20 protein-coding genes are annotated in these 23801 nt (G+C 60.4%); 6 read left to right on the top strand and 14 right to left on the bottom strand.

Annotated elements, in window-relative coordinates:
* The first annotated feature begins 87 nt into the window (after positions 1-87).
* Genes tnpA through tnpC form a run of 3 tightly spaced genes read left to right on the top strand, consistent with a single transcriptional unit; the run spans position 88 to position 2420 of the window.
* Positions 88-495, top strand: a complete 408-nt coding sequence (gene tnpA / locus G9Q80_RS28695) for an IS66-like element accessory protein TnpA (RefSeq protein WP_168246328.1) — start codon at positions 88-90, stop codon at positions 493-495.
* Positions 492-845 carry an IS66 family insertion sequence element accessory protein TnpB gene (gene tnpB, locus G9Q80_RS03910; RefSeq protein WP_168246327.1) on the top strand — a complete coding sequence of 118 codons (354 nt, stop codon included), beginning with the start codon at positions 492-494 and terminating at the stop codon, positions 843-845. Before tnpA ends, tnpB begins: the two co-directional genes overlap by 4 nt.
* A 54-nt stretch (positions 846-899) precedes the next feature.
* Positions 900-2420 carry an IS66 family transposase gene (tnpC, locus tag G9Q80_RS03905; RefSeq protein WP_168246326.1) on the top strand — a complete coding sequence of 507 codons (1521 nt, stop codon included), beginning with the start codon at positions 900-902 and terminating at the stop codon, positions 2418-2420.
* Positions 2421-2447: 27 nt separating this feature from the next.
* On the opposite strand, the gene G9Q80_RS03900 is transcribed toward tnpC, so the two are convergent.
* The 7 genes from G9Q80_RS03900 to G9Q80_RS03870 all read right to left on the bottom strand — a co-directional run bounded on the left by G9Q80_RS03900 (position 2448) and on the right by G9Q80_RS03870 (position 9866).
* Positions 2448-3239 (bottom strand): AbiJ-NTD4 domain-containing protein, encoded by a 792-nt coding sequence (locus G9Q80_RS03900; RefSeq protein ID WP_080458309.1) that lies wholly within the window; start codon positions 3237-3239, stop codon positions 2448-2450.
* A gap of 12 nt (positions 3240-3251) precedes the next feature.
* On the bottom strand, positions 3252-4478 hold the full coding sequence (locus G9Q80_RS03895; RefSeq protein ID WP_447257662.1) for a type II toxin-antitoxin system HipA family toxin: 1227 nt from the start codon (positions 4476-4478) through the stop codon (positions 3252-3254).
* Positions 4462-5061 carry a helix-turn-helix domain-containing protein gene (locus tag G9Q80_RS03890; protein WP_108887259.1) on the bottom strand — a complete coding sequence of 200 codons (600 nt, stop codon included), beginning with the start codon at positions 5059-5061 and terminating at the stop codon, positions 4462-4464. Before G9Q80_RS03890 ends, G9Q80_RS03895 begins: the two co-directional genes overlap by 17 nt.
* 243 nt (positions 5062-5304) lie before the next feature.
* On the bottom strand, positions 5305-6780 hold the full coding sequence (locus tag G9Q80_RS03885) for an argonaute/piwi family protein (RefSeq protein WP_168246409.1): 1476 nt from the start codon (positions 6778-6780) through the stop codon (positions 5305-5307).
* Positions 6777-8111, bottom strand: a complete 1335-nt coding sequence (locus tag G9Q80_RS03880) for a DUF4365 domain-containing protein (protein WP_168246408.1) — start codon at positions 8109-8111, stop codon at positions 6777-6779. Before G9Q80_RS03880 ends, G9Q80_RS03885 begins: the two co-directional genes overlap by 4 nt.
* 277 nt (positions 8112-8388) lie before the next feature.
* Complete coding sequence (gene scpB / locus G9Q80_RS03875) at positions 8389-8979, bottom strand: SMC-Scp complex subunit ScpB (RefSeq protein WP_168246407.1); 591 nt, start codon at positions 8977-8979, stop codon at positions 8389-8391.
* A gap of 2 nt (positions 8980-8981) precedes the next feature.
* Positions 8982-9866 carry a DUF1403 family protein gene (locus G9Q80_RS03870; RefSeq protein WP_168246406.1) on the bottom strand — a complete coding sequence of 295 codons (885 nt, stop codon included), beginning with the start codon at positions 9864-9866 and terminating at the stop codon, positions 8982-8984.
* Positions 9867-9979: 113 nt separating this feature from the next.
* Here G9Q80_RS03870 and G9Q80_RS03865 point away from each other — a divergent pair, with 113 nt between their 5' ends.
* Complete coding sequence (locus G9Q80_RS03865) at positions 9980-11089, top strand: tyrosine-type recombinase/integrase (RefSeq protein ID WP_447257663.1); 1110 nt, start codon at positions 9980-9982, stop codon at positions 11087-11089.
* 12 nt (positions 11090-11101) lie between these two features.
* On the opposite strand, the gene repC is transcribed toward G9Q80_RS03865, so the two are convergent.
* The 4 genes from repC to G9Q80_RS28540 form a co-directional block, all read right to left on the bottom strand.
* On the bottom strand, positions 11102-12382 hold the full coding sequence (gene repC / locus G9Q80_RS03860; RefSeq protein WP_168246405.1) for a plasmid replication protein RepC: 1281 nt from the start codon (positions 12380-12382) through the stop codon (positions 11102-11104).
* A gap of 160 nt (positions 12383-12542) precedes the next feature.
* Positions 12543-13538 carry a plasmid partitioning protein RepB gene (gene repB, locus G9Q80_RS03855; protein ID WP_168246404.1) on the bottom strand — a complete coding sequence of 332 codons (996 nt, stop codon included), beginning with the start codon at positions 13536-13538 and terminating at the stop codon, positions 12543-12545.
* A gap of 103 nt (positions 13539-13641) precedes the next feature.
* Positions 13642-14853 carry a plasmid partitioning protein RepA gene (repA, locus tag G9Q80_RS03850; RefSeq protein WP_168246403.1) on the bottom strand — a complete coding sequence of 404 codons (1212 nt, stop codon included), beginning with the start codon at positions 14851-14853 and terminating at the stop codon, positions 13642-13644.
* 492 nt (positions 14854-15345) lie between these two features.
* Complete coding sequence (locus tag G9Q80_RS28540) at positions 15346-15684, bottom strand: DUF736 family protein (RefSeq protein ID WP_168246418.1); 339 nt, start codon at positions 15682-15684, stop codon at positions 15346-15348.
* A 629-nt stretch (positions 15685-16313) separates the two neighbouring features.
* On the opposite strand from G9Q80_RS28540, the gene G9Q80_RS03840 reads away from it, so the two are divergent.
* Positions 16314-16667: a type II toxin-antitoxin system RelE/ParE family toxin gene (locus G9Q80_RS03840; protein WP_210426150.1), complete on the top strand. Its 354-nt coding sequence runs from the start codon at positions 16314-16316 to the stop codon at positions 16665-16667.
* Positions 16664-16957, top strand: a complete 294-nt coding sequence (locus G9Q80_RS03835; RefSeq protein WP_168246402.1) for a helix-turn-helix domain-containing protein — start codon at positions 16664-16666, stop codon at positions 16955-16957. The genes G9Q80_RS03840 and G9Q80_RS03835 overlap by 4 nt, the downstream gene beginning before the upstream one ends.
* 8 nt (positions 16958-16965) lie before the next feature.
* On the opposite strand, the gene G9Q80_RS03830 is transcribed toward G9Q80_RS03835, so the two are convergent.
* The 3 genes from G9Q80_RS03830 to G9Q80_RS03820 all read right to left on the bottom strand — a co-directional run bounded on the left by G9Q80_RS03830 (position 16966) and on the right by G9Q80_RS03820 (position 23616).
* Positions 16966-17877: a DUF2493 domain-containing protein gene (locus G9Q80_RS03830; RefSeq protein ID WP_168246401.1), complete on the bottom strand. Its 912-nt coding sequence runs from the start codon at positions 17875-17877 to the stop codon at positions 16966-16968.
* A 298-nt stretch (positions 17878-18175) separates the two neighbouring features.
* Positions 18176-19222, bottom strand: a complete 1047-nt coding sequence (locus G9Q80_RS03825) for a DUF7146 domain-containing protein (RefSeq protein WP_168246400.1) — start codon at positions 19220-19222, stop codon at positions 18176-18178.
* Positions 19219-23616 (bottom strand): strawberry notch-like NTP hydrolase domain-containing protein, encoded by a 4398-nt coding sequence (locus G9Q80_RS03820; RefSeq protein ID WP_168246399.1) that lies wholly within the window; start codon positions 23614-23616, stop codon positions 19219-19221. The genes G9Q80_RS03825 and G9Q80_RS03820 overlap by 4 nt, the downstream gene beginning before the upstream one ends.
* Between the last annotated feature and the right edge of the window lie 185 nt (positions 23617-23801).

The following is a 23801-nucleotide window of genomic DNA, read 5'->3' as shown; positions in this document are numbered from 1 at the left end:
AGCGTAAGCGGTGCTCTGCCCCCACCTTCCCTGTGAGCGCGTGATCTGCGAGTCCCAGCGTTGTGTAGATTTGCAGGGATTTTCTCCATGGAGCACTCAGCGGAGTTTCTCAATGAGGTGATTGTCGGGCCTCGCGGTCAGAGGCGGTGGCCGGATGATGTGAAAGCGCGGATCGTGGCTGAGACGTTGGAGCCGGGGACGACGGTGAATGAGGTTGCCCGGCGATATGACATGCGGCCCAATCATCTTTCTGAATGGCGGCGGTTGGCACGGGAGGGGAAGCTGGTTCTGCCTGCTTTGCCAGAGCCCGAGGCGGATCCCGGGCCCATGTTCGCGCCAATGGTTATCGAAGGTTTAACCGACCGTGCGCAGGGGGCCGGGGACGCAACGCTTGAGATCGTCTGCGGTGATGTGGTGATCCGGCTGAACGGGTCGACCCCGGCGGCACGGATCGCGGAGATTGTGCGGGCACTGACTGAGGTGCACGGCGCATGATCTTCCCGTCGAACCGGGTGCGGATCGTTGTGGCGACCAGGCCGGTGGACTTTCGCAAAGGCCATGATGGGCTGGCGGCGCTGGTGAAGAATGAACTCAGGAAGGAGCCCTTTACGGGGACAGTGTTCGTGTTCCGCGCCAAGCGGGCTGACCGGTTGAAGCTCTTGTATTGGGACGGGACCGGCCTGGTGATGACCTACAAGCGGCTGGAAGAAACGACCTTCACCTGGCCAGCGATCCGCGACGGTCTGATGGCGCTCAATCACGCCCAGTTCGAGGCGCTGTTTGCCGGTCTCGACTGGCGCAAGGTGAAGGCTCTGGCGGCGCGTCCGCCGACTGCGGCAGAGTGACTCGGGGCAGCGTTTGAGCGGGTGTCTGAATGCTGGATTTAGTAGACCCCGGCCATGAACGCGGCGGCCAATCTTCCTGACGACATCGAGGCCCTGAAGGCCATCATCCTGGCCCAGCAGGAGCAGAACGCACGTCTGGAAGCTCTGGTTGCCGCCTTCAAACAGGCCATGTTCGGGCGCAAGTCCGAGAAGATGGATCCCGACCAGTTCGAGCTGGCGCTGGAGGATATCGAGACCGCGATTGCCCTGGTCGAGACCGAGGGCGAGGGCGAGGCCAACCCGCTGGTCACACCGACACGAGCCTCGGCGCCGCGCAAGACCAACCGGGGATCGCTGCCGAAACACCTGCCGCGCATCGAGGAAGTGATCGAACCGGAAAGCACGGTCTGCGACTGCGGCCACGAGCGGCATGTCATTGGCGAGGATACCAGCGAACGGCTGGATATCGTCCCTGCTCAGTTCAGGGTCATTGTCACGCGCCGCCCGAAGTATGCCTGCCGGGTCTGCGAGGGCGGGATCGTCCAGGCCCCGGCGCCCGCGCACCTGATCCCGGGCGGCATGCCGACAGAGGCCACGGTGGCGCATGTCATCGTTTCCAAATACGCCGACCACCTTCCCCTGTACCGGCAGGTCCAGATTTACAGCCGCCAGGGCATCGATCTCGACCGTTCGACACTGGCGGCCTGGGTCGGACGGGCGGCCTTCGAGCTCAAGCCGGTCTACGATGCCCTGCTGGCCAACCTGAAGCGGTCAGCCAAGTTGTTCATGGACGAGACCACGGCCCCGGTGCTCGACCCTGGGCGGCGCAAGGCCAAGACGGGGTACTTCTGGGCACTCGCCCGCGATGACCAGCCCTGGGGCGGGGAAGATCCGCCCGGCGTGGCGTTTACCTATGCACCGGGGCGATCCGGGCAATATGCGGAAGATATCCTGAAAGGGTTCTCCGGCACCCTGCAGGTCGATGGCTATGCGGGCTACAACCGGCTGCTCAAACGGCCCACTCAGGATATCCGGCTGGCCTACTGTTGGGCTCATGCCCGGCGCAAGCTGCACGAGGTCGCCCGGACCGGCACCACGCCCATCGCCGACGAGGGCCTTCGTCAGATCACCGCGCTCTACCGGATCGAAAAGGAACTCCGGGGACAAAAGCCCGAAGCGCGGCTGACTGCCCGGCAAGCACGTTCAAAACCGATTATCGATGATTTTGAGGCTTGGCTCACCGCCCACCGCGCCCGCGTCTCGGCCAAGTCTCCGCTCGGCGAGGCCCTCAAATACGTCGCCAAATACTGGGACGGGCTCTGCCGGTTCCTCGATGACGGCCACATCGAGATCGACAGCAACGCCGTCGAACGCACTATCCGCCCCATCGCGTTGAACCGCAAAAACGCTCTCTTCGCGGGGCACGATGCAGGGGCGCAAAACTGGGCAATGCTGGCGTCGCTGATCGAAACCTGCAAGCGCAATGCCATCGATCCCCACGCCTGGCTGACAGCCACTCTCCAAGCCATTGTCAACGGACATAAGCAATCCCGGATCGACGACCTCTTGCCCTGGAACTATGCCCCGACCGTGTGATCGGCGCACCGCTTACGTTCAGGCCGACTATATCACCGCGCGTTTGGCCAAATAGGTGCAGACCGCGCAGGCTACACTGACAACCAGCTCGGCCTCTGGCGTATCAACCTGCTGTCCTTCCAACCCGTGACGAGCATTATTGGACGCATAGCCCCACAGTTTCTCGGTTGCGGTATCAAGAGGTTTTGGAAGGTCCAATCGCTTTACAAGCTGGCCGAATGTTGCTTTGGAATCGCCGGCCAGATCCCGCGCGGTCGCTTCCATCGCAGCGCAGGCATGCTGGATTGCCCCGGTCACATCCGGCTCCGGCCGCCGAGAAATATCGCGCAGCGCTTCGTGGATCTCGCGTGCGGCGGCACTGCGCCCGGTTTGTTCGAGGATTTCGACGGCCTCTTGTGTCGCGCCGGTAAATGCTTCGGAGCCGCGATAGACTATCTGGCCGTCGTTCATATGCCAGCCGATGCCATTTTCGACAAAAAACTGATTCAGCCGGTCATCGAACCTGCTTGCATTGTCGTTGAACCCTTGCGCGAGTGCCGTATGGAACGCTTCAGCAATGTCATAGACCTTGTACCAAGGACAGTCGGCAACAAGCCCGACGACCTCTTCCCAGATGTTGGGGTGCTCCGACCAGTTGTTCCGGTCAGGCGGGACGAGCAACACCTGACAGATGATCCGGCGCATGACGGACGGGCTCATGCCGATGTCCTGCCCAATCAGCGGGATCGCATAGCGCAGGTTTTCGGGCGCGTCCTCGTGAACGGTTATCTCCGCGGCTGCGCTGCGGTAGCCGTGCCGGTTCGAAAAACTCTCTGCCATTCTGTCAATCCCCTACGCTATCGGCACTGCGTGCAAATGGGCTTCAATCGCCTTGATTGCATCCGCGGTCAGCGGCAGGTTTCCCTTTTCGGCCTGCCAGTGCTCATGGAAGCGCGCGACAGTCTCGCGTGCGGTTCCCAGAACCAGCTTCTCGGATAGACCGGCGTTTGCAGCCAGGTGCGACAGCTCGTCCTGCGAGAACCCGGAGAACTTCTTGGTGCGGCTAAAGGTGAGCGCCGCCTTGTCGTCGTCTATGTAGGCAATAGTCGAGACAAAATCGTAGCACGGCGCGAGCGCCGCCTGCCTTCGATCCGGATAGATCAGCGACCAGTTCTTGAGGTGCATGTCGGCATTGCCGATCAGCACATTGAAAGTCAGCCGCCGGATAAACTCTGCGATGTCGGCCTCTCCGCATTCAGCGGCCAGTACCTGTGCGATGTTGCGCTGGCTTGCCTTCTCGTACTTGTCCTTGGGATAAACGCGAAAGACCTGCGCGAAGTCTTCAATGTGGACGGCACTGCCATCACTCAGACGGTCAAATCTTTCGACAGCCAGCGCCTGACCGCTGACCTTGTCCATGCCTTCTGGCAGATTGCCGATCTCGGCAACATCGATCAACCTGATAGGCGGAACGTCCATGCCGCAGAGACGCGCGAGCGTCATCATCGAGAATTCATTCTCGGGGACAGCATCGAAGCCTTGCGCTGGTAACTTGACGATCCAGGACCCGCCGACCCCCTTGGCCGGAATCGCAAGACCGCCTTGTTTGTCTCCCAAAGCCGAGAACTTCAACTGAACGCCTGCCAGCGAGAACCTCAGCGCCTGATCTCGATGATCATCGTGATGATCTTCACCATCATCAGCGTCGGGGGGCCACGCCTCACCATCGGCGGGCCGAACAGTGATCGCACCGGGAAGGTCCTCGCCGAGAACCCAGAGCAGGAAAAATTCACGGACGGGCTTCACGCCCGCGCGCTCGGCGAGATAGTCCCGCATGTGACCTTCGGGCAGAAGATTTGAGAAGAAGGGCAGCAGGTGCATGTTCTGCGTACCGAAATCAGTGGTTAGTTCCCCAAGCTCATTCTTGAAGCCGAGGCTCAGAACCGGCCTGCCCGTATCGGCGACATAGCCTTCAGAGAAAGCAAAGAGCGAGGTATCACCGCTGACCCGCGTCAGCGTACCTATCGGCTCTCCGTAGAGCAGGACTTCAAGGACACTGACATCAGCCACGATCGTCACCGTCCAGACGATAGGCCGGACGCGGCAAGGATGGTGCAGATATACCCGCGCCATGGGCGAGTGCGTTGCGCAACATGCGCAACTGGCTCTGCGCCTGCTCGACCGCTTCCAAGTTGCGCGGATCGCTCAGAAACTCCTGCATGGCAGCAGACGCTTCTTGCAACTGAACAAGGTCATCGGCTGAAAGCTTGAAGTGCATCAATTCGCGCGCCCGGCGCTGCAATTCCTGAACGACAATCTCAGAGAGCGTTTCACTGGGAAGCGCTGCTATCTGGTCATCAAGGCGCTGCAATAGGTTCGTCGCCTTACGCGCGCTCTGAACGTCAAGGTGACCATCATCATCACCGCGAATGATCGCCCGAACGGCAGGCAGCTTCTTGCGCGGGACTAGAGTCAATTCCAGATCAAGTACACGTGCAAGCTCGACCAGGCTGGACAGACGCAGATCGACCGCCCCGTTCTCGATCTTGGAGATGTGGCTCTGTGGAACCCCAGCCTTCGCACTGAGCGCGCGCTGAGAGAGCCCCTTGCGTTCCCGCGCGACTTTGAGCGACTCTGCTATGTGCTCTGTTGCGTAACCCATGATCTATCTTGCTGCTTCGTTTTCCACCCATGATGTGCAAAAACATATCACTCACTGAAGCAGACTTCAAGATTGATGTAGATTTCTACATCAAGAGATGCGCATGATATGCTTTTATGCATCAAACGCCAGAGAAGTCACTTGCCGAAAAAGATCCGCTGGAAACTCGGGAGCTTCGAGGATCGACAATCAGATGCTCTTAACAGCAGCCATGGAGCCGACGGCGTGCTCCGTGTGCAGCTTCTAAATGTACTTCCGATAGTCACTGCTGACCCTTTGCCCCAAGGGAACGTATTTCAACACGTCACCAACCTTACGGGCTGCTCGGATCGGAATCGGCAAGCGTTGGTTCATCTGGGTCGAGTTCCAGTTCACCTTCGTGAGGCTGAAAACTTCCTTCGCAATCTGTTCGATCGTGCTCTCGCTTTGCGGGTGCGGACAGAGCAACAGGGGGTTCGGGACATAGAGGCCAGGATAGGTCCCATAGTAGGGAATGCTGCCGTTGGTATAGAGCAGCCCATTGCCGTCCAGTTCAACGAAGGTGCCGCGGAGGACAGGGAAGTCACCGTCGCGCAGCACCTTGACTGAATAGCTCTCATGAATCCAAACGAGATCGCGCAGTTCCACACCTGCCTCGTCGAGCGCCTTGCCAACACCCTCGGCCTCGTCCTCGCGAAAGCGCGACGTCTTCATGACGATCACGCGTGCCGGCATCGTTCTATGGACCGACTTGTAGGCAGCCAAGGCGCTCTCGGTGAGCTTGTGAGCCTCATCGATAGTGAGGAACGGGTGGCGACCCCGCGACTCTGACTGCGCAGGACCGCCTCTAAGAATGAACCCTCTGCCCCGCTCGTCGAACATTTGCGCAGCACTGGTCCATATCTCGTCGGTTTCGGCATCCTTGAAGAAGCTGATGCCAATGTAACAGGCGGTGAACTCGCCTTCTTCCGGCAATCTGCGCCAGGGCACCTTGCCGCTGCCCTTGTAGTAGAGCGTTGTCATAAGGTTCCATGCGAGATCTGCTCGATCTTGGGTTTGTCGGTCAGAGTTCTCCTTGATCTTGCGAGGAATCTTGGCATCGGGGTTGATGACATCCTCCCAGACAATCTGAATTGAGAATCTGAGATTCATCGCTCTGGCCTTGAGCAAGCCGCGGAAGTTCGGAGAGGTTTCCTTACCAGCTTTCGCCTCGGCTGCTTCGTACTCTACGACCTCGTCATCGCGCGCCTGCTCGTTCCTCCAGACTCGTTCGATCAGCTTGACATGGAGCGAAACCATGACCACGTCCGGCCGTTCATGATGCGCCTCCAGCTTTTCCAATTGCTCCATAACTGCATCGACCGCCATCTCCACAGCACGCGCATCGCTCGGTTCCTTGGCAATCTTCTCGATCTGACCTTTCGTCAGCAGACCGACGTCGGCAGCCACCATTTCGAACCGGCACCGATAGGGGTTCTGATTTCTCAACCCGGGAAAGTCCGGGTGCAGGTTCGGGTGCTTTTCGGTCTTCCCCTCGAACCCATCTTCGATCGCATCCAGAAATTCGCCTAATTTTTCGACGGTAAGAGCGCTGCCAACAACGCCGACTTTGATGGTGTCCCCCAGGTTTGTTTGCAGTGGGCCCGCCTGTAGCAACCCTAATCGCGGATCAGGATGATGGTGTTGGTCACCAAATTCCAGTTCAGGCTCAGAGAAGATTTTTGTCTTGAAGTCGCTCATAGGTCTAAGCTGCCTTGTTCATTCGAGCCGGACGGCTTCCTCGACTTCTGCGCCTTCGCGCCCCACACGTCCTCGGGCACACTCTTTGGCAGTTCAACGGAAGGCGGAAGACCAAACTTGATGATGCGATCCGTCTTGGTGTCGGGCGTCAGCAGTTCGCCGGCATCTTCAAAATCCATACCCGATAGCAATCGATGCCACATGATCACCTGGCCTCGAACTGTGCTGTTCGTGTCGAGGCGTTTCTTCCCGGACAACAAGGCATCTGGATAGTTGAGCGCGCGTTCTCCATCTGAAGTGAAGTAGTAGGATGGGTTGACGATCAGGTACCATTTATCCGCCAAGCGCTCGAACCGAGGGTGGAATGAATGGTGCCGTATATAGTCGACGGGCCCCTCCCCCTTTGACTTCTGATAGACGCTGACAACGTCGGCCTGCGTCTTCTGCTTCGCTCCAAGATAGCGGAACTTGCGCGCGACGCCTCCAGGTGATGGCAAGAAGTAGAACTGCTTTTTCTTTCGGTCCCACCCAAGCAAGTCCCGAAAGTCATGCGCCAGAGTATGTCGCAACAGGCCCGCAAATTTGTGCTGCTGATCTACGGCGTCGTGTTGCGCCAGAAAATCGGTTTCGATCCGTTCGACCTGATCCCGTTCGACCAAGTCGCGAACGGGTGTGGTTAATGGGTCGCAGAATGTCCAAAGCGAGGTTTCATCGATCATCCAATCGTACCGCTGGCCCTCCCGGACCTTATTCATCCGGGCGAGCGCCTTCTGGGTGGAGAGCTGAGTCTGTGCGACGAAGATTTCCTCAGGAAGCTGCAATGGCACCATGTTGATGATCGCTTCCTCCCCTCCCCCAAGTGGCGGGACGTAGTAGCCGTGTCCTTGCTTGGCGACGGTCAGGGCAGCAAGGCGATCCTTCGCACGTCCGTCCAAGACGTCGCGCTCTTTGTCGATCTGCAATGTGCGTTCGGCCTCGCCAACGAGGTTTTCGAGTGACTTCCAGAAGAACGTGTCATCCGATTGCCTGTAGAGAACGAGAATTACGGGTAGGTTGGAGCCGCGCCAGTACTCAAAGTCCGAAGCGCGGACACGATAGGTGAACCCGGCATCCGTCTCTCCAGCATAGCTGCCGCTCTCGGTAGCCTTAACCTGCACAGCAATCATCTTCGCCGTCGGTTGATCATTGTCCATCACCTCAGCGATGCCGTCTATCCCTGCTTCCAGCCGTGAACGCCCATCGAATTGGAACCCAATTCGCAAGAATTGAAGATTAGCCGCCTTCTCCCCGATTTCGCCAATGCGCTGACTGGCAGTAATCTTCTTGTTCACGCCAATAACCCGTACCTTCCATATGAAAGAGATAGCACTTCAATCAGCGTTTCGTAAGGCCTCGGATACTACATGTAGGCCATGATGGATTGAATGATCGCAGGTCAACAGGTCTATCAAGCTTTCCCGACCAGATTTCAACACGACTGACGTTGTCCTCACGATGGAATTCGTTGCTGCCGACGATGATGCCCCGAGGTAGCATCCGCGAGAGCAAAGTCGGGATGAATTCTATGCCGAGGATTCCAGTTCGTCAGCCGACGCCGACTTGAAGCAGCTACTCCACAACCCCCGCATCCTCCAACTGCTCCCGATCGGGAAGATCGCGCAGACTCTCCAACCCAAAAGCGACCAGGAACTGCTCGGTGGTGACGAAGGTATAGGGGGCCCCTCGCCTGGGCGACTTTGGCCCGGTCCCGATCAGGTTGCGCGAATGCAGCCGCCCTATCAGGTCGCGGCTGATCTCCTTGCCGAAGATGTCCTTGAGCCCGTCGCGCGTGATCGGTTGATGGTAGGCGATGGCGGCCAGGACCGCGACGTCGAACTCGCTCAGATCCAGAAACTGGTTCCCGACATCTGCCGCTGCGCGGATCGCGGGCGCGTAGGCGGCCCGCGTCCGGAACATCCAGCCGCCAGTGGCCCGAGCGATCTCGAAGGCCCGCCCTTCCAGATCGGCGGCAAGGTCCTCGACCAGCAATTCGACCGAAGCCGCCTGCCCCACCACGCGGGCAAGGTCTTCGCGCGGCACCGGCGAGGCAGAGGCAAAGAGCACCGCCTCGATCCGGCGCATCCATTCCCGCCAGCGCAGCTCGGGCGGCAGGTCGGCCAATTCGAGGTCCAGGTCAGGTTCCGAGCGATCCTTCGCCATGCTCACACCCCGTAGAGCCGGAAGGTGTCGCGCCCGGTCAGCTCGCGCACAGCGCCGAGGTCGACCAACCGATCGCAGAGCCGCCGCGCGGCGCGATCCGGCAAGGGCAGCGCCGAAGGGGCAACCGCATCGCTGGTCAGGAACAACTCGACCGCCTGCCCTGCCCCCTTGGCCCGGAGTTTCGGCGCGACGGATTTCAGATGCGTCGTTCGGCGCGCGAGGTCAGCGGCAAGGCGCACGGCCTCGACTGCCGATGAGACGAGCGCCCGATGACAGGCGAGACGCAGGTCTTCGCCATGCTTGCGCAGGTCGGCGCGTTTCAGGGCTGGGGCCAGCAGCGGCACGAGATGATCCCAGCCGAGGGCTTGAGCGAGGGCCGCATCCGCGAGGATCAGTCCTACTACATCTGCGCGCGGCACCTCGTGCAGTACCGCCTCCAACACCATCGCGGCCCGGGTTACCGGCGCCCCTTTCCCCACATCAAGCCACGCGGCAATTTGGCGGAGGTCGAAGCTGGGCAAGGCTCGACCCAGAGCCTTGATCGATACCGGCCGTTCCACAGCGCGCCGCCAGGCGAGGCTAGTTTCGCCCGCCGGTCCGGGCAGGTCTCCAGCTCGCAGAAGGTGCACCGCATCGCGCAACTCCCCTGCCCGCTCCGGCCGCCCAGAGAACGCGATACAAGCCTCGGCCGCGCGCAGCGCGAGCCGGTCCAGCAACAAGGCGTGGGGCACTTCCTCGCGTCCCAACACAAGATGCAGGTGGTTCAGCGCGGCGCCCGACAAAAACGCAACATCTTCAAGGGTTTCAGCGCGTGCAGAGGTGACCCAGACGGGCATCCGGGGTAAGGTGTCGAGGTCGCTGGTGTGATCCGGGTGGGCAAATGTCATGCCCAAAGACTACACTTGCGCGGCGCTTTCTGCCAGAAAATAACATATAAACCGCCCCACTCTGCGGCGCTCCGCTATGTCCAATAAGTTTGCCTTATCGGACATAGAAGAATATGCTCGGCGACATGTCAGAAAACACCGAGAAATCGAGCTCAGACGTGCTAATCGGGCCTTCGTCCAACGAGGACAACGAGAGAGATCGTCCTGACGGCGAGGCCTTGAGCCTTCCGACCTTTGTGGCCGGCTCCGGCACCCTCGATCGCCTGGTCGACACCGCCCGCGACTATGCGCGCGCGGCAGCGTCGGACAACACGCTGAAGGCCTATGCGAAGGATTGGGCGCACTTCGCGCGCTGGTGCCGGTTGAAGGGCGCGGAACCGCTGCCCCCGTCGCCGGAGATGATCGGGCTCTACCTTGCCGATCTGGCCTCCGGTTCAGGCCCCTCCCCTGCCCTATCGGTCTCGACGATCGACCGGCGTCTCTCGGGTCTCGCCTGGAACTACGCGCAACGAGGCTTTTCCCTCGATCGCAAGAACCGGCATATCGCCACGGTGTTGGCCGGGATCAAGCGAAAGCACGAGCGACCACCGGTTCAGAAGGAAGCCATCCTGGCCGAGGACATCCTCGCGATGGTCGCCACCCTGGCATATGATCTGCGCGGGCTGCGGGATCGGGCGATCCTGCTGGTGGGATACACCGGAGGCTTGCGCCGCTCGGAGATCGTCAGCCTCGACGTGCACAAAGACGATACACCCGATTCCTGTGGCTGGATCGATATCTTCGACAAAGGCGCCCTACTGACCCTCAATGCCAAAACCGGTTGGCGCGAAGTCGAGATCGGCCGCGGCTCCACGGATCAGACCTGCCCCGTGCACGCGCTGGAGCAATGGCTGCACTTTGCGAAGATCGACTTCGGCCCTGTCTTTGTCGGGACCTCGCGCGATGGCAACCGCGCCACCGAAACGCGACTGAACGACAAGCATGTCGCGCGGCTGATAAAGCGCACAGTTCTGGATGCCGGTATCCGCTCCGAATTGCCCGAAAAGGAACGCCTGGCGCTGTTCTCCGGCCATTCGCTGCGCGCCGGTCTCGCCAGCTCCGCCGAAGTCGATGAGCGCTACGTTCAAAAACAGCTTGGTCATGCCTCGGCCGAGATGACCCGCCGCTACCAGCGCCGGCGCGACCGGTTCCGCGTGAACCTGACCAAGGCCGCCGGACTCTGATCCCCTGCCCCATCACGCCGCCTGCCCACTGAGCCTGCCATAGAAGCTGCGCTCGAGATGCAGCTCCCCTGCCCCAGCCTTCTCGACCATGCCGCGCAGATATCCGCCCGGCGAGGAAACTTCGCCCGCGCAATGCTTCTCGAAGACAAGCGCCAGCGCCGCTGTCGCCACCTGTTTGCCCAGCCGGTCTTGCGCCACGTTCCACGCATGCTCGGACACCCCGATCATCGGCCTGAGCTGCCCGGCAACCCGGTGCAGATCACCCCAATCCTTCAGGAAACCGCCCATATTGCGCGCCCAGGACGCGAATTCCGGACAGGCCTGCATGACGGTGGGCAGATCCAGCGCGGCGCGCTTCTTGCGCACCTCGGCGACCCATTCTTCCAGATCCCTATCAACCTGATCTTCGGGCTGAGCATTGGGCACCACGGCCGCGACTTCCTCATTCTTTGAGGAATTACGAGTTACAGGATTAAGTTGGTTTGTAATTAGTATATGAGGGTCAGAAATGACCTCCCTGGGGTTCATTTCTTGAGTCTTCTCAGAAACTTGTTCCCTGGTTCCAGGCGTGTTTTCCACAGGCTGCACGACCTCAGTTGCCTTGAGATAGGCTGCTTCGACGCGGTCCTGCAGCTCCTTGAACCAGTGCAGCAGCCGTGCAAGCTGCTCAGACGCTTCATGGCAACGCGGAAGCCGGTCCAGAAGCTCCTCGAAAAGGCCTGTGAACTGCGTCCAAGGCCCGCGCAGCGCGCTGCTGACGGCCGCTTCGATCCGAGCGCGGATCATACGGCGTGCAACCGTGATCTGGCGCTTCAGGCGCTGACAGAGCTCACGTTCGGCCTGCAATTCGGCATGCAGTTCCTCGAACTCTTCGACGCGCGCCGACAGGGGCGACAGATCGAAACCGTAGGCCTCGACGATGCGCCCCTCGGCGTCCCTGCGGCCCCAACGCTTGCCGTTGGGGCTGTCTTGGAAGGAAATCACTCCGATTTCGGCCAGACGCCGTGCATGGCGCTTGAGAGCGGAGAGCGAGAACCCGGTCTGCTCCATCAGATAGGCGTTTGACGCCCAGACGATCGGGCGCTGCCCCTCCTCCCAGTCCTGGGCCTGGGTAAACGCCCCCAGCGTATCGAGGAGCATCATGTCTCCGGCCTTGAGGCCAATGTAGGCTCCTACCCGCTTCACAGCCACGAAGGCCCGCGTTTTGGGTACAGCTATCTGTTCACCGGCTTGGGCAAGCTGCTCTGCAATGCCAAGACCCGGTGTCGGCTTGCGCCAACCTGTATGTTTCATGCCTGTTTCTCACCTCCATTTATGTGGAGGCAAAAGAAAGCCGTTCGCCGAAGTGGCGTTCTTGTTGACAGTGATTCGCGGGAGAGATATCTTCTAAGCGACCAAACTTTTCAGATTAGCTCTCAGGCCACGCTGCTTGGGGGCTTTTCTTTTGCCTAGATCATTGTTCTGACTGCTCCTCTTTCGTCGCGAGGAATTCGCTGTACAGCTGATCAAGCCGACCCGAGAGAAAGTCCCCGAACTCGGTTGAATCTTGTGCCGTAAGCGAAATGCTAAATGCCTTTCCGGAACGACCGATGACGCCCTTGATGCGGCCTTTGCCGGCGGTCCAGGTTCGTTTCTTGGGTGTGGCACGCGTTTTTCGGCGCTTCGGCGCCCTGCCCGCTTCTGCCAGCTTGCTGTGTAGGAACTCAAAGCGAGCATCACTGTCGAGGTTCTGAAACCCGTCGAACTCCAAAGCTTCCTTGAGGATCTTGTCATTCGATGGCTCCGAAGCCAACTTCTTGAAATCTTCCCAGCGATCACGCCCAATCTGCTTGGCCGGACCAATCTGTTCGATGACGTGCCGCGGAACGTTCTGCGCCACTGACAGCATCCGTGAAAGCAACGTCCCATCGATGGTAAGGGCGGACTGGATCACGTCCTTCGCTTGCCCCATATCCAAGAGGCTCTTCGCAAATAGGGCCTTCTCAATAAAAGAGAGATCTGCGCGCGCAGTGTTTTCCTGCCCTTGAGCAAGAATGTGGGCCACATCGTCCATTGGTTTTACAACTGCGCGAACCCTACGGCCGAGCGCCGATGCAACTCGCACACGGCGATGCCCGAAGACGATCATATAGCGGCCATCCGCTTCCGGATGCGGTCGAAGCAATACCGGTGTGTCCTGGCGACCCGCTGCGATCGATGCTTTCAGTTCGTCAAAAGCAACATCGTCATCACTAAGCCGATCCGAAACGAATGACACATCGATCAATTGCGGATCGATCTCGACAATGGTTTCGCCTTCAAGGAGACGCTTCGAGTTCTCCGCGAGGCTATCAATCGAAACCTTCATCGATTTCGAAGCACCGCGCATTGCGTATCCAGAGCGACCGGAATCCTTGGGCTGCTCCGGCGAGCCGGCCATAACGCTCTTCAGGAGGTCTTTGCGAGCCATCAAGCCATCTCCCTTTCGTCCGTTTCCAACCGACGCGCAGCGCACATTTCGACAGTTGCACGGCTGTCAAAACTGGCGTTCTGCACGGCTGTCAAAACCACATTCATTCTCGCCCCCAAGCCTTGTGGATCAGTTCAGCGATTTCGTCGTTCACATCATTCAAAGACGTAACTGCGCGGTCGTAAGTAGTCCGCACGAACTGAGACCGTTCAACTTCGTAAAGCGTCTGCTTGGTGATCCCAGCGTCGGAGATCGCCGTAGATTTCAGCACAGGAGCCGACAGCATCTGATTTGGGAACATCGCCTGGAGGAACCCAACCATCTGCTTTTGGGGACCGTCCGTTGGTTCAAACCGCGTTACGAGGTAACGGAACCACTTCAGGCGCATGTTCGCTCCAGCGTCACGGATCGTCTTCATGATCCCGCCCAGCATCAGGAGAAACTGGCTCATCGACATGACGTCCAGCATCTGAGGATGGACTGTCACAATTACCGAAGATGAAGCCGTCAGAGCAGTGAGCGTGAGGTAGCCCAGCTGAGGAGGGCAATCGATTACGACCACGTCATAGCGGTCATCAACCTCGCTAAGCGCCTTCGATATACGAGTGAAAAAGGTACGGCCCTCATGGGGATCGCTGCTCGTCAAAGCAACCGGGGTATCGTATTCGTACTCTTGAAGCTCGAGACTTGCCGGAACGATATCTAGGTTGGGGAAGTTCGTTGGCCGGATCACCTCTGAGATCGGCTTGCGCTCGTCATCATACCGAAGTGTCTCGTAGAGCGAAGGCACGTCGTCGAGTTCAGGCTGAATGCCGTGCAAAGCTGTGAGCGAAGCTTGAGGGTCCAAGTCGATCGCAAGAACTCGATGCCCTTTCAACGCCAAGTGCTGCGCGAGGTGGGCGGCGGTAGTGGTCTTTCCAGAACCCCCTTTGAAGTTCACGACAGACACAACGTGCAGTTCTTCGTCAGGTTGGCGATAGGGGACATAACGGCGCTTGCCGGGGCGACCATGCTTGTCGAGATAGGCTCTCAGTTCCAACATTTGCTCAGCAGAGTAGCTACGCCTGCCGGAAGACGATGTTTCAGGTTCAGGACCTTTGCCTTCGAGATGAAGCTTCTTAATGGTCGACTGGGTCACGCCGAGATAGTAGGCAACCTCGGCCAATGAAAACTGACGTAGACCTTTTTGGGCGTCCGGAGGATACTGTTCCTGCCGCAACATATTGAGGCGGTCGGAAATCAGCTCTCCTTGCTGTAGGATGATCTCGTCGAAGGGTTGATCCTTCGTATCAGCCGCAAAAGACCGTTCTCGCATCCGCCTGTCCTCTAAATATCGCTTTTTCAGCGATTTCGCTCATTAAAGTGTCATCTACACGGAAAAACGAGTCTTAACAACGATTTTCGCCCGGCGGCTAGATCTTACCCAATCCACCAGAGTGGCTAGATGTCTCGACAAAGTGTAGCGATTGAGGAATGTAGCCACCCAATATCTAGGGGGAACTGTCATTAGCTCGGATGTGCAGTCAACTTTAACTTCGCGCCCGTTACACCTCAACTATCTGTTATTATTTTATTTTTCCGCACTGCACGGCTGTCAAAATGCAAAGTGCTCGAAGCTTCAGAACGCTAGGGGGACCACGAATCCGTCTCCTCCAAAACGGATTGCGTCATCATCACCTTGCGCCAATTCAGTGATCAGTTGCTTCCACCAAGCGCACCAACCACTGGCTGCAAAATGCGGGGAATGCGTGTCAGCGCGAAGGGAAACAGAAGAAATCGGCTGGGTTGCCCCAGCCGATTCTTTACGTCACGCGGCGTCTTTCGGCCCCCAGGGAATGACCGCCTGCAGGGACAGATCGTCCTGGTTCGCGGCCTTGCCGAGGTTAGCGTTGAAGCCGTGGTCGCGGATGGTCAGCGTGAAATAGTCGGCGCCGGTCTCTTTGTTCTGCTTCTTCCAGATGCCGCCGCACTCGACCAGCTTGCCGCGCGGGGAGCGGCCGAGCACACGGTGCGTGGGGGCCATCGGGTTCGTGCTTGCGACAGGTTCGACCGTGATGTCGAGATCAAAAGTCAGGGTCGAGATGGAGCCGACGCCCTTGGCGGTTTCGATGTCGGCACTGGTGAATTTGATGCAGTTCGTGGTTATTGCTCTTCTCCTTGTTTGCGTTGCAATGATGGTCACCTTGCAGCTGGCTAAGGCCCGGCCACACCGAAGGCGAAGCGAAGCGGAGAGGGGCAGGCGCCGGTCTTTTTGGTGCGCGAGGAATGACCCGCAGGGGCAGGGGAAAAAGAACGGTGACAACCTTTGTGGACGGGACGAAAGCTGCGACCAGCATGTCATGCAACTCAGACATCGGGAGAAGTGCAGTTGCCGCAAAGGAAACTGGGTGAACAGACGATGGAGATGCCGCGAGGGCCCTGGCTCCCTTCGAACTCACCGGAGATAAGACACAGTGCAGATGTCAAAACCGCATCCCCCAGGATCACTACCGCACCGATTGTCTTTGCTGAAGCGCCCACGATGCGGAGGAGTGCTCCAGGCGAACAGAGCGTGGAACGAAAGGCCGGGTCGTCACGAGACACCGCAACCATCTAATAGCCCTAAATGACAGCCCGGCTGATTGGTTCGGTCAGAAAATGCGACAAGATATTTCGTCAAGGGCCGCCGCTACCAACGGACAGAGCATACTGCTGCCTAGCTCTAGCATCAGTTGCCAACTTGCCCTTCCAGTCCGCATACTATACGTCATTGACACATACGCCGCGAAAACCTATATGGAACTGACGATGACGCGATTGCAGACAGTGGTCGAATTGCCCGAATTCCAGAGGCGCGCCAAGGCAATCATGTCGGACCAGGAGCGAGAGGCCGCGATCGACTTCATCGCCGCCAATCCGGAAGCTGGCGTCTCTCTTGGCGGCGGACTTCGGAAGGTCCGCATCCCGAGAGAGGGAGGCGGAAAGAGCGGCGGCTTCAGGACGGTGTATGTCTTTGGCGGGACCCATATGCCGATTTTCCTGATCACGGTCTTCGCGAAGAATGAGAAAGCCAACCTGTCAAAGACCGAACAGGCCGCGGCAGTAGAGATGAGCAAGGCGCTTGTCGCGAAATATGGAGACACAACATGAGTGCATTTGAATCCGTGTCCAAGGGACTGGGAGAGGCGCTGGCCTTCGCAGATGGCGATTTGGCCGGCGCGAAGGTGCATGAGTTTTCCGTTGCTGAGGTCGATGTCGCCCAAGTTCGGCAACGGACTGGCCTGTCCCAGGCAGAGTTCGCCAAGAGCATTGGCGTCGCGAAAGGCACGCTGCTGAACTGGGAACATGGACGTCGGCAACCGACAGGCCCGGCACAGGTTCTACTCGCATTGATCGCAAAGAAGCCTTCTGTCGTGCAGGACCTTTTGCGCGGGGCGTGAACCGGGGCCTAAGCCCCGATCCTCTTGATGCGGATCCCGAGCTTGCGGGCTTTGTCGACGATGTTCTCGGTGATGCCCGAACCGGGGGTGGCAATCAGACCCTGCGGCATGGTCTCGAGCATCTTGTCGTTGCGCTTGAAGGGGGCGGCCTTGCCGTGGCTCTTCCAGTCGGGTTTGAAGACTACCTGGGTGACGCCTCGGGCATCTGCCCAGCGGGCCGCGATCATTTCTGCGCCCTTGGGCGTGCCACCGTGCAAGAGCACCATGTCGGGGTATTTGGCGTGGGTGGCATCGAGGACAGACCAGATCAGATCGTAGGCCTGATAGTCCCCGCCCGAGAAGGCGATCCGCGTGCCTTCGGGGCAATGCACTTCGGTCTCCTTGCGGCGCTTGGCCGAGAGATAAGCCCGGCTGTCCACCACGGCGGAGGTGAGACCGCGATGCGAGACCTTGGATCCGGTGCGGGGCAGCCAGGGTGAACCGGTGGCGGCCGAGAAGTGGTCCACGGCCAGATCGCGCATCCGCTCGAAGGCGTCGCGATGGTCCCAGAGCTTGAAACCGATCGTCTGGAGGCGTTCCAGCTCAACCGAGGCAACTTCGGAGCCGTCCTGGACGGCCAGACTTTCCCGGACCTCGAATTCGTTGTCATCGAGAAGCTTCTGGATATGGGTGAGCCGGCGATGGAAGATCGAGGTCAGGGACCAGAGCATCTCTTCGAGATTGTCTTCCAACTGGCTGCCGGTGAGAAGGCCGATGGTGGTGTCAAAGAGCGTCGCCATAGCGAGCTCGACCTCGTTGGGCTGGGGCAGGGGGCGGTGATCGGTCTCGCCTGGTCCCGGCGTTGCACCATGAAGTGCGAGGTGGTCGAGGATGGCGGCGGTCACGCCGGTCTCCTCGGGGATGTCTGTCTGATGGGGCATTGTCTGGTTCCTCTGATTGATCTGACCCGATTTGGATGGGGCGATACCAGGACCGGCGGCGACCGGGCCGCATCCGCTAGGATCGGAGCGCAGCGGAGAATGCGCCGCGGGCCGGAAAATTGTCTCCGCGAGGAATGAGCCGCAGGCTCAGGGGAATTTTCTGGCTCGGGGCGCATTGCTGCCCGGGCGAGGAGCACTCTGCTCCGACCCGCCGGTCCATCGCTCCCCTTGTCCAAACGGGATCAGATCGAACCGGCGGAACCTTTGCCCCGTCGGGCATCCCCGGGGAGGCTGGCGGTCACCCGTCCTCGATCTCCAAACCTTGTGCTTTCATGGCCCCTAACAGGGACCGGCGCAGCGCATCCTTGCCGAAAGCCCGCAGATCGTCGTTGAAATCGCCCATGTTTGGCACGAGCTCAATACAGGCAATTCCTCGTGATGCCAGTTGGTTACGCAATCTCATTGATGCGTTATGGCCAGCTTCGTCATTGTCCCGCGCGATCCAGATGCGCTTGATCCCCGATGGCGGAATGAAGAGGCCGAGATGGGTGGTGGTGAGACAGGAGGCGAGGTCGAACTCCGGGAGAGCCGTGCCGACCGAGAGGGTGTTCTCGAGCCCTTCGCCGACGATGAGATCGCCACGAGAGGTCCCGGACCAGAAGCGGATGGCATGGCCGTGCAGCTGCCCGAGGATCCGTTTGGGGCTCTCGATCGCAGCCAAACCGCCAGTGGACGGATCGAGATAGAGCCGCGCGCAGCCGGTGATCTGGCCCCGATTGTCGGTGATCTTTGCGAGCAGGGCAGGGGCCCTTTGCGGCGGATCGGGATCGTCCTCACCTTGCCGCAGGAAGACCCGCGGGTGATAGCGGAGGGCAGGTCCAAGCCGTGTGATCCCGCGCCCTTGCAAATAGGTGGCAGCCAAGGTGCCAAGAACCGGCTTGCCTGCGGCGAAGAGTTTGCGTGCCCGCGCAATGCGTTTGCTGGAGGCTGCATCGGGACGCTCTGCGTTTCGGGATTTACGAGGTACGGCAGGGCAGAGGGCAACGCCAAGAAAGGACCGGGCCTCCCTCAACGTTTCCTTGAGCGTGACCGACCCAAGCCGTTCCTGCAGGAGATCGATCAGGTCGCCGTATTCACCCGTCGCGAAATCTTGCCAGGACCCGGCCTTGCGCCTGCCTTCCGCCTGAAGTCGGATGGCTAGGCTCTGACCCTTCGCACCCGAAGTGTTGCCGACCTGCCAATAGTTGCCTTGCTTGCGTCCTTCGGGGAAATACAGGCGGCAGAAACTCTCGGCACGGTCCGCAAGATCGGCCGAGAGGTCTGCGATGCTGCGCCGCGCGCTCATGCGGCGACATCCGCTGCGCTGGCGCCAACCGGATGTTCGGCGAGCACCTGCGCCAGAACCTCGGTGCAGTCCACCGGGATGAATACCCGCGTCTTCCATTGGATGACCTCGGTGAAACAGCCCATCGCTTTCAAACCGGGCAGCGCCGCGCCCGACGCGCCGGTCAACTCGAGTCTCGGCTGTCCCATGACCAGCGACCGGCGCAACTGGTAACCGCCGAGCAGGTTCAGGCTCGTCCTCGCGTCCATGACCGCTGCGAGGACCTCCTGCGGCGTCATCTCGATCTGACAATCTAGCCCGAGCCGCGCATAGACATTGAGAAGCTGCTCCTGGCTGACCAAGCGACCGATGGCGCGCTCGCCTTCCTCGGTCTGCAGACGATAGATGCGCATGTTATCAGCGGGCAGCCGGTCCCAGATCGGCAGGAGCAACCCGCAGATCAGCGTGATCTTCGAGGTGGTGAACTCCGGCACCGCCTCGACTTCAGCCTGCCAGAGTTGTTCGAACATCGCATCATCGATCTCTTCCCAATGCGATTTCGAGAACTCGGAAAGCGCGAGGATCTCTGTCGCCATGGGCCGCAGGAGTTTCACCCGCAGGATCGGCACACCGTCCTCATCCATGAAGGCCGGCGCCTTCACCATCAGGGCCGCGCGTTTGGAGGAGGTGTTCCAGCACAGCATCGCGCCCTTCGTGTCGGCGCAGATCTGTTTGACCCGTGGCAGGGTCAGCGGATCGTTGCGATCGGTCCGCTCGACGGTGAGCGCAGTGGCCGTCGCCCCCGTCGCCTCATGTTGATAGATGACCTTGCGGTCGACGATCTCGAACTTCTGGGCGCGCAGGGTCTCGAGGCCGACGTCCAGCGTGCCCGCCTGACGCGCGTCCTCGATGATGGCCGTAAGAAACCCGCCGAAGGCCTCGAAGATCGCATCCTGCATGTCGATGCGGAGCGCCAGACAGCGGTTCAGGAACTGCTGGATCGGCGGCAGGTTTTCTTTCATGGTGCCATCCGCCTCATCGAGCGTCAGCCCTGTCATCTCCTGGAACTTCGCGTAAGAGCAGGCTTCGATCTTGCCCGCACGCAGCTTATAGAAGAACTGGCGCAGCGCAGCGCGTGCGTAAGGGCTTTCGAGGTTGTCCTCGGCGCGGAACATGTTCTGGCCGCCGGTCTCGCGTTGGCCCTTGGTGATGGCGCCGAGCGTGTCGAGGCGGCGCGCGATGGTGGAGAGAAACCGCTTCTCACCTTTGACATTGGTCGCCACAGGCCGAAAGAGCGGCGGCGTCGCCTGATTGGTGCGATTGGTGCGCCCGAGGCCTTGGATCGCGTTGTCGGCCTTCCAGCCGGGCTCCAGCAGGTAATGCACCCGGAGGCGCTGGTTCCTGGCTCCAAGATCGGCGTGATAGCTGCGACCGGTGCCGCCGGCATCAGAGAAGATCAAGATCCGCTTGGCGTCATCCATGAAGGCCTGCGTCTCACCAAGGTTGGAGGAAGCGGGTCGGTTCTCGACCTTGAGCCGCCCCTCTCGCGTTCTCACGATGCGCCGCTTGCGCCCTGTGACCTCAGCCACGGCATCCCCGCCGAATTGCCAGAGGATCTGGTCGAGCGCGCCCTGCACCGGGGCGAGGGCCCCAAGATGCTCGACAAGATCATCCCGCCGCCGCTCCGCCTCACGGCAGATAATCGGATTGCCATCACCATCGAGGGCAGGGCGCGACCGCAGATCGCCATTCTCGTCGGTGTAGGGCTCGAAAAGCTGCGTCGGGAAGCTGTGCATCAGATAGTCCATGATGTTCTCACGCGGTGTAAAATCGACCTGCAGGTCGTCCCATTCCGAGGGCAGGATCTCTTCGAGTCGTCGTTCCATCACCGCCTCGCTAGTCGAGACCACCTGGATCACGGCCGCATGACCCGCCGCCAGATCCGCCTCGATGGCGCGGATCAACGAGGGGCATTTCATGGCGGTGATGAGATGATTGAAGAAGCGCTGCTTGTTGCTCTCAAACGCCGAGCGCGCGGCGGATTTCGCCTGGGGGTTCAAAGTGCCGACCTCGGAGGAAATACCCGAGGCCTGAAGGGCCGCCTCCAAGTTGGTGTGGATGATCTGATAGGCGTCGGCGTAGCTGTCATAGATGGCGACCTGGGCGGGCGTCAGCTCATGCACCAGCATCTCGTATTCGACCCCGGCATAGGAGAGGGACCGCGCGAGATAGAGCCCGAGCGCCTTCAGGTCGCGCGAGATCATCTCCATGGCCGCAATGCCCCCAGCCTCCATTGCGGCGACAAATTCTGCCCGCGTCACGAAGGGGAAATCTCCGGTGCCCCAGAGACCAAGTCGGGAGGCATAGGCGAGATTGCCGACAACCGTCGCGCCGGTGGCCGAGACATAGAGTACGCGGGCGTCGGGTACGGCGTTTTGCAATGCGAGGCCAGCGAGGCCTTGTTGCGAAGCCTTCTTGTCGCCGCGGTCGGACTTTTCGCCGGCGGCATTCGCCATGGCGTGGCTTTCATCGAAAGCGATAACCCCGTCGAACCCTTCCCCGAGCCAGGACGTAACCTGGTCGAGGCGGGAGGCTTTCCCCTCGCGCTCGGCCGACCGCAGCGTCGCGTAGGTGACGAAGAGGATGCCTTCGGGCAGGCGGATGTCGCTTCCCTGGCGGAATTTCGAGAGCAGTACGATATCGCTTTCGCGCCCCCCGAGCGCCGTCCAGTCGCGGCGCGCATCCTCGATGAGCTTGTCACTTTTTGAGACCCAGACGGCGCGGCGGCGTCCCTGCAGCCAATTGTCGAGAATGATACCCGCGACCTGCCGCCCCTTGCCGCAGCCGGTGCCATCGCCGAGGAACCACCCCTTGCGCAGACGGAAGGTACCTTCGTCACCCTCCGCCGCCGCCATGAGCTGACCTTCGATCTCGCTGCGCTTGAACCAGCCTTTGAGATGCGTCTCGTGCGCATTGCCCGCGTAGATTACGCTTTCGAGTTGCGGTGCCGACAGGTGGCCGTCCGCGACGAGGCTCTTTGGCAGCAGCGGGCGATAGCTTGGCACGGGCGGCGGCACCGAGGCCATGGCCGCGGATTGGACAAGCGCGGTTGGATGTTCCGCCGCGCCGTCGATCTGGATCGCTTGCAGGTCATAGGCCTCGTAGACCGTGTCCTGCAGCGCGCCCTCGGGTTCGCTCCGGGCTTTCGGCAAGTAGTCGAGTGGGGCCGTCTCGATGTCGTCAAAGGGATGTTTCGCGCGTTCTTCGGCGAGGGCGCGGGTTTCCTTTCGGGCGGCATTCCGCAGGGCGTGGAGGATGGTGCGGGTCGGACGGGACGTGACAGACAGGGCCGACGGGGTGGGGCAGGGCGGGGGGCTGCGTCGCTCCGGGCAGTTAGTCAGAACTGACGCGAGGAGATCGGCCGTTGTTGCGCGGATCGGATGATAAGCGGCCTCTATGTCGACCGGCGCGGTCGCTTCATCGCGAGCCCCGCGCTTGTCGATCACCGTGAGCCGCGTGTCGATCGTGGTGCCATGCCGCGCGAAGACCTTGCCGTCGATCGCAGCGGAAAACACCACATCAGCGCTTTGTGCGATCCGCTGAAACGTCAACTGCAAGGACTTCGTGGAAGGGCGGAAGCTCTCGCCCGTTATGACGACGAGACGACCGCCCGGCGCGAGGCGCGCCAGGGCGGAGAGCACATGCTGACTGGTTGCCTGCCGAAACTGACCCTCGACATGGTTGGCCGCAGAAAACGGCGGGTTCATTACGATGACCGAGGGCGTGATCGACCTATCCAGCCGGTCGTCGATCGACGCGGCATCTTGATTTGAAAGGACAGCATTCGGGAACAGCTGCCCCAGAAGGACACGGCGGGTCTCTGCGAGTTCATTCAGCGTCAGGTGCGCGCCAGCGATCCAGGCGAAGATGGCCAGCATGCCGGTGCCGGCAGAGGGCTCGAGCACCAGATCTTCGGCGCGGAACCCCGCCGCCTGGGCCACGATGGCCGCAAGGGGCAGAGGGGTCGAGAATTGTTGCAGACGCACGCTGTCTTCGGAGCGCCGCGTGTGGGACGGGGCCAGCCCGGCGAGGCGCTCGATCATGGTGAGGAAGGCCTGCGGTGAGGCGGCCTGACGCTGCATCAATGCGCCGTAGCGCGAAATCATCAGGATCTGCGAGACTTCTGCCGCTTCGTACGCGTCCTTCCAGACCCAGGCACCGCTGGTGTCACTGGCACCGGAAGCATCCTCCATCGCCGCGCGAAGTCCGGCGGCGTCGATGGGTCGGCCAGCCTCGAACTGCGGGACGAGGGTTCTTGCAGCCTGGATCAGGTTGTGGGCGAAGCACGAGACTTCCGAGCGGGCAGGGGCCTCGGGCTCGGGCGCAAGCGGGGCGGAATGGGGGTGAGCCTTCATCGGCAATCTCCGGGGTTGAGGGTTGGCCCCAAGCCCCGTGCGCACTCTCTCACCCGGGAGGGGTCACCCCTCCCGCCCTGTCTTTTGCTCTTTCATGGGAGTGCTGATCTCCGCCCTTGCAGCGGAAAGTTATCCACAGAATCTGGGGATGGAGCTGTGGGAACTACTACGCAAGCCCTTGTCAG

It is taken from the genome of Mameliella sp. LZ-28 (assembly GCF_012274245.1).
Lineage (GTDB): Bacteria > Pseudomonadota > Alphaproteobacteria > Rhodobacterales > Rhodobacteraceae > Antarctobacter > Antarctobacter albus.
The sequence above is the reverse complement of the archived record's forward strand: the minus strand, read 5'-3'. Positions and strand labels throughout refer to the sequence as shown.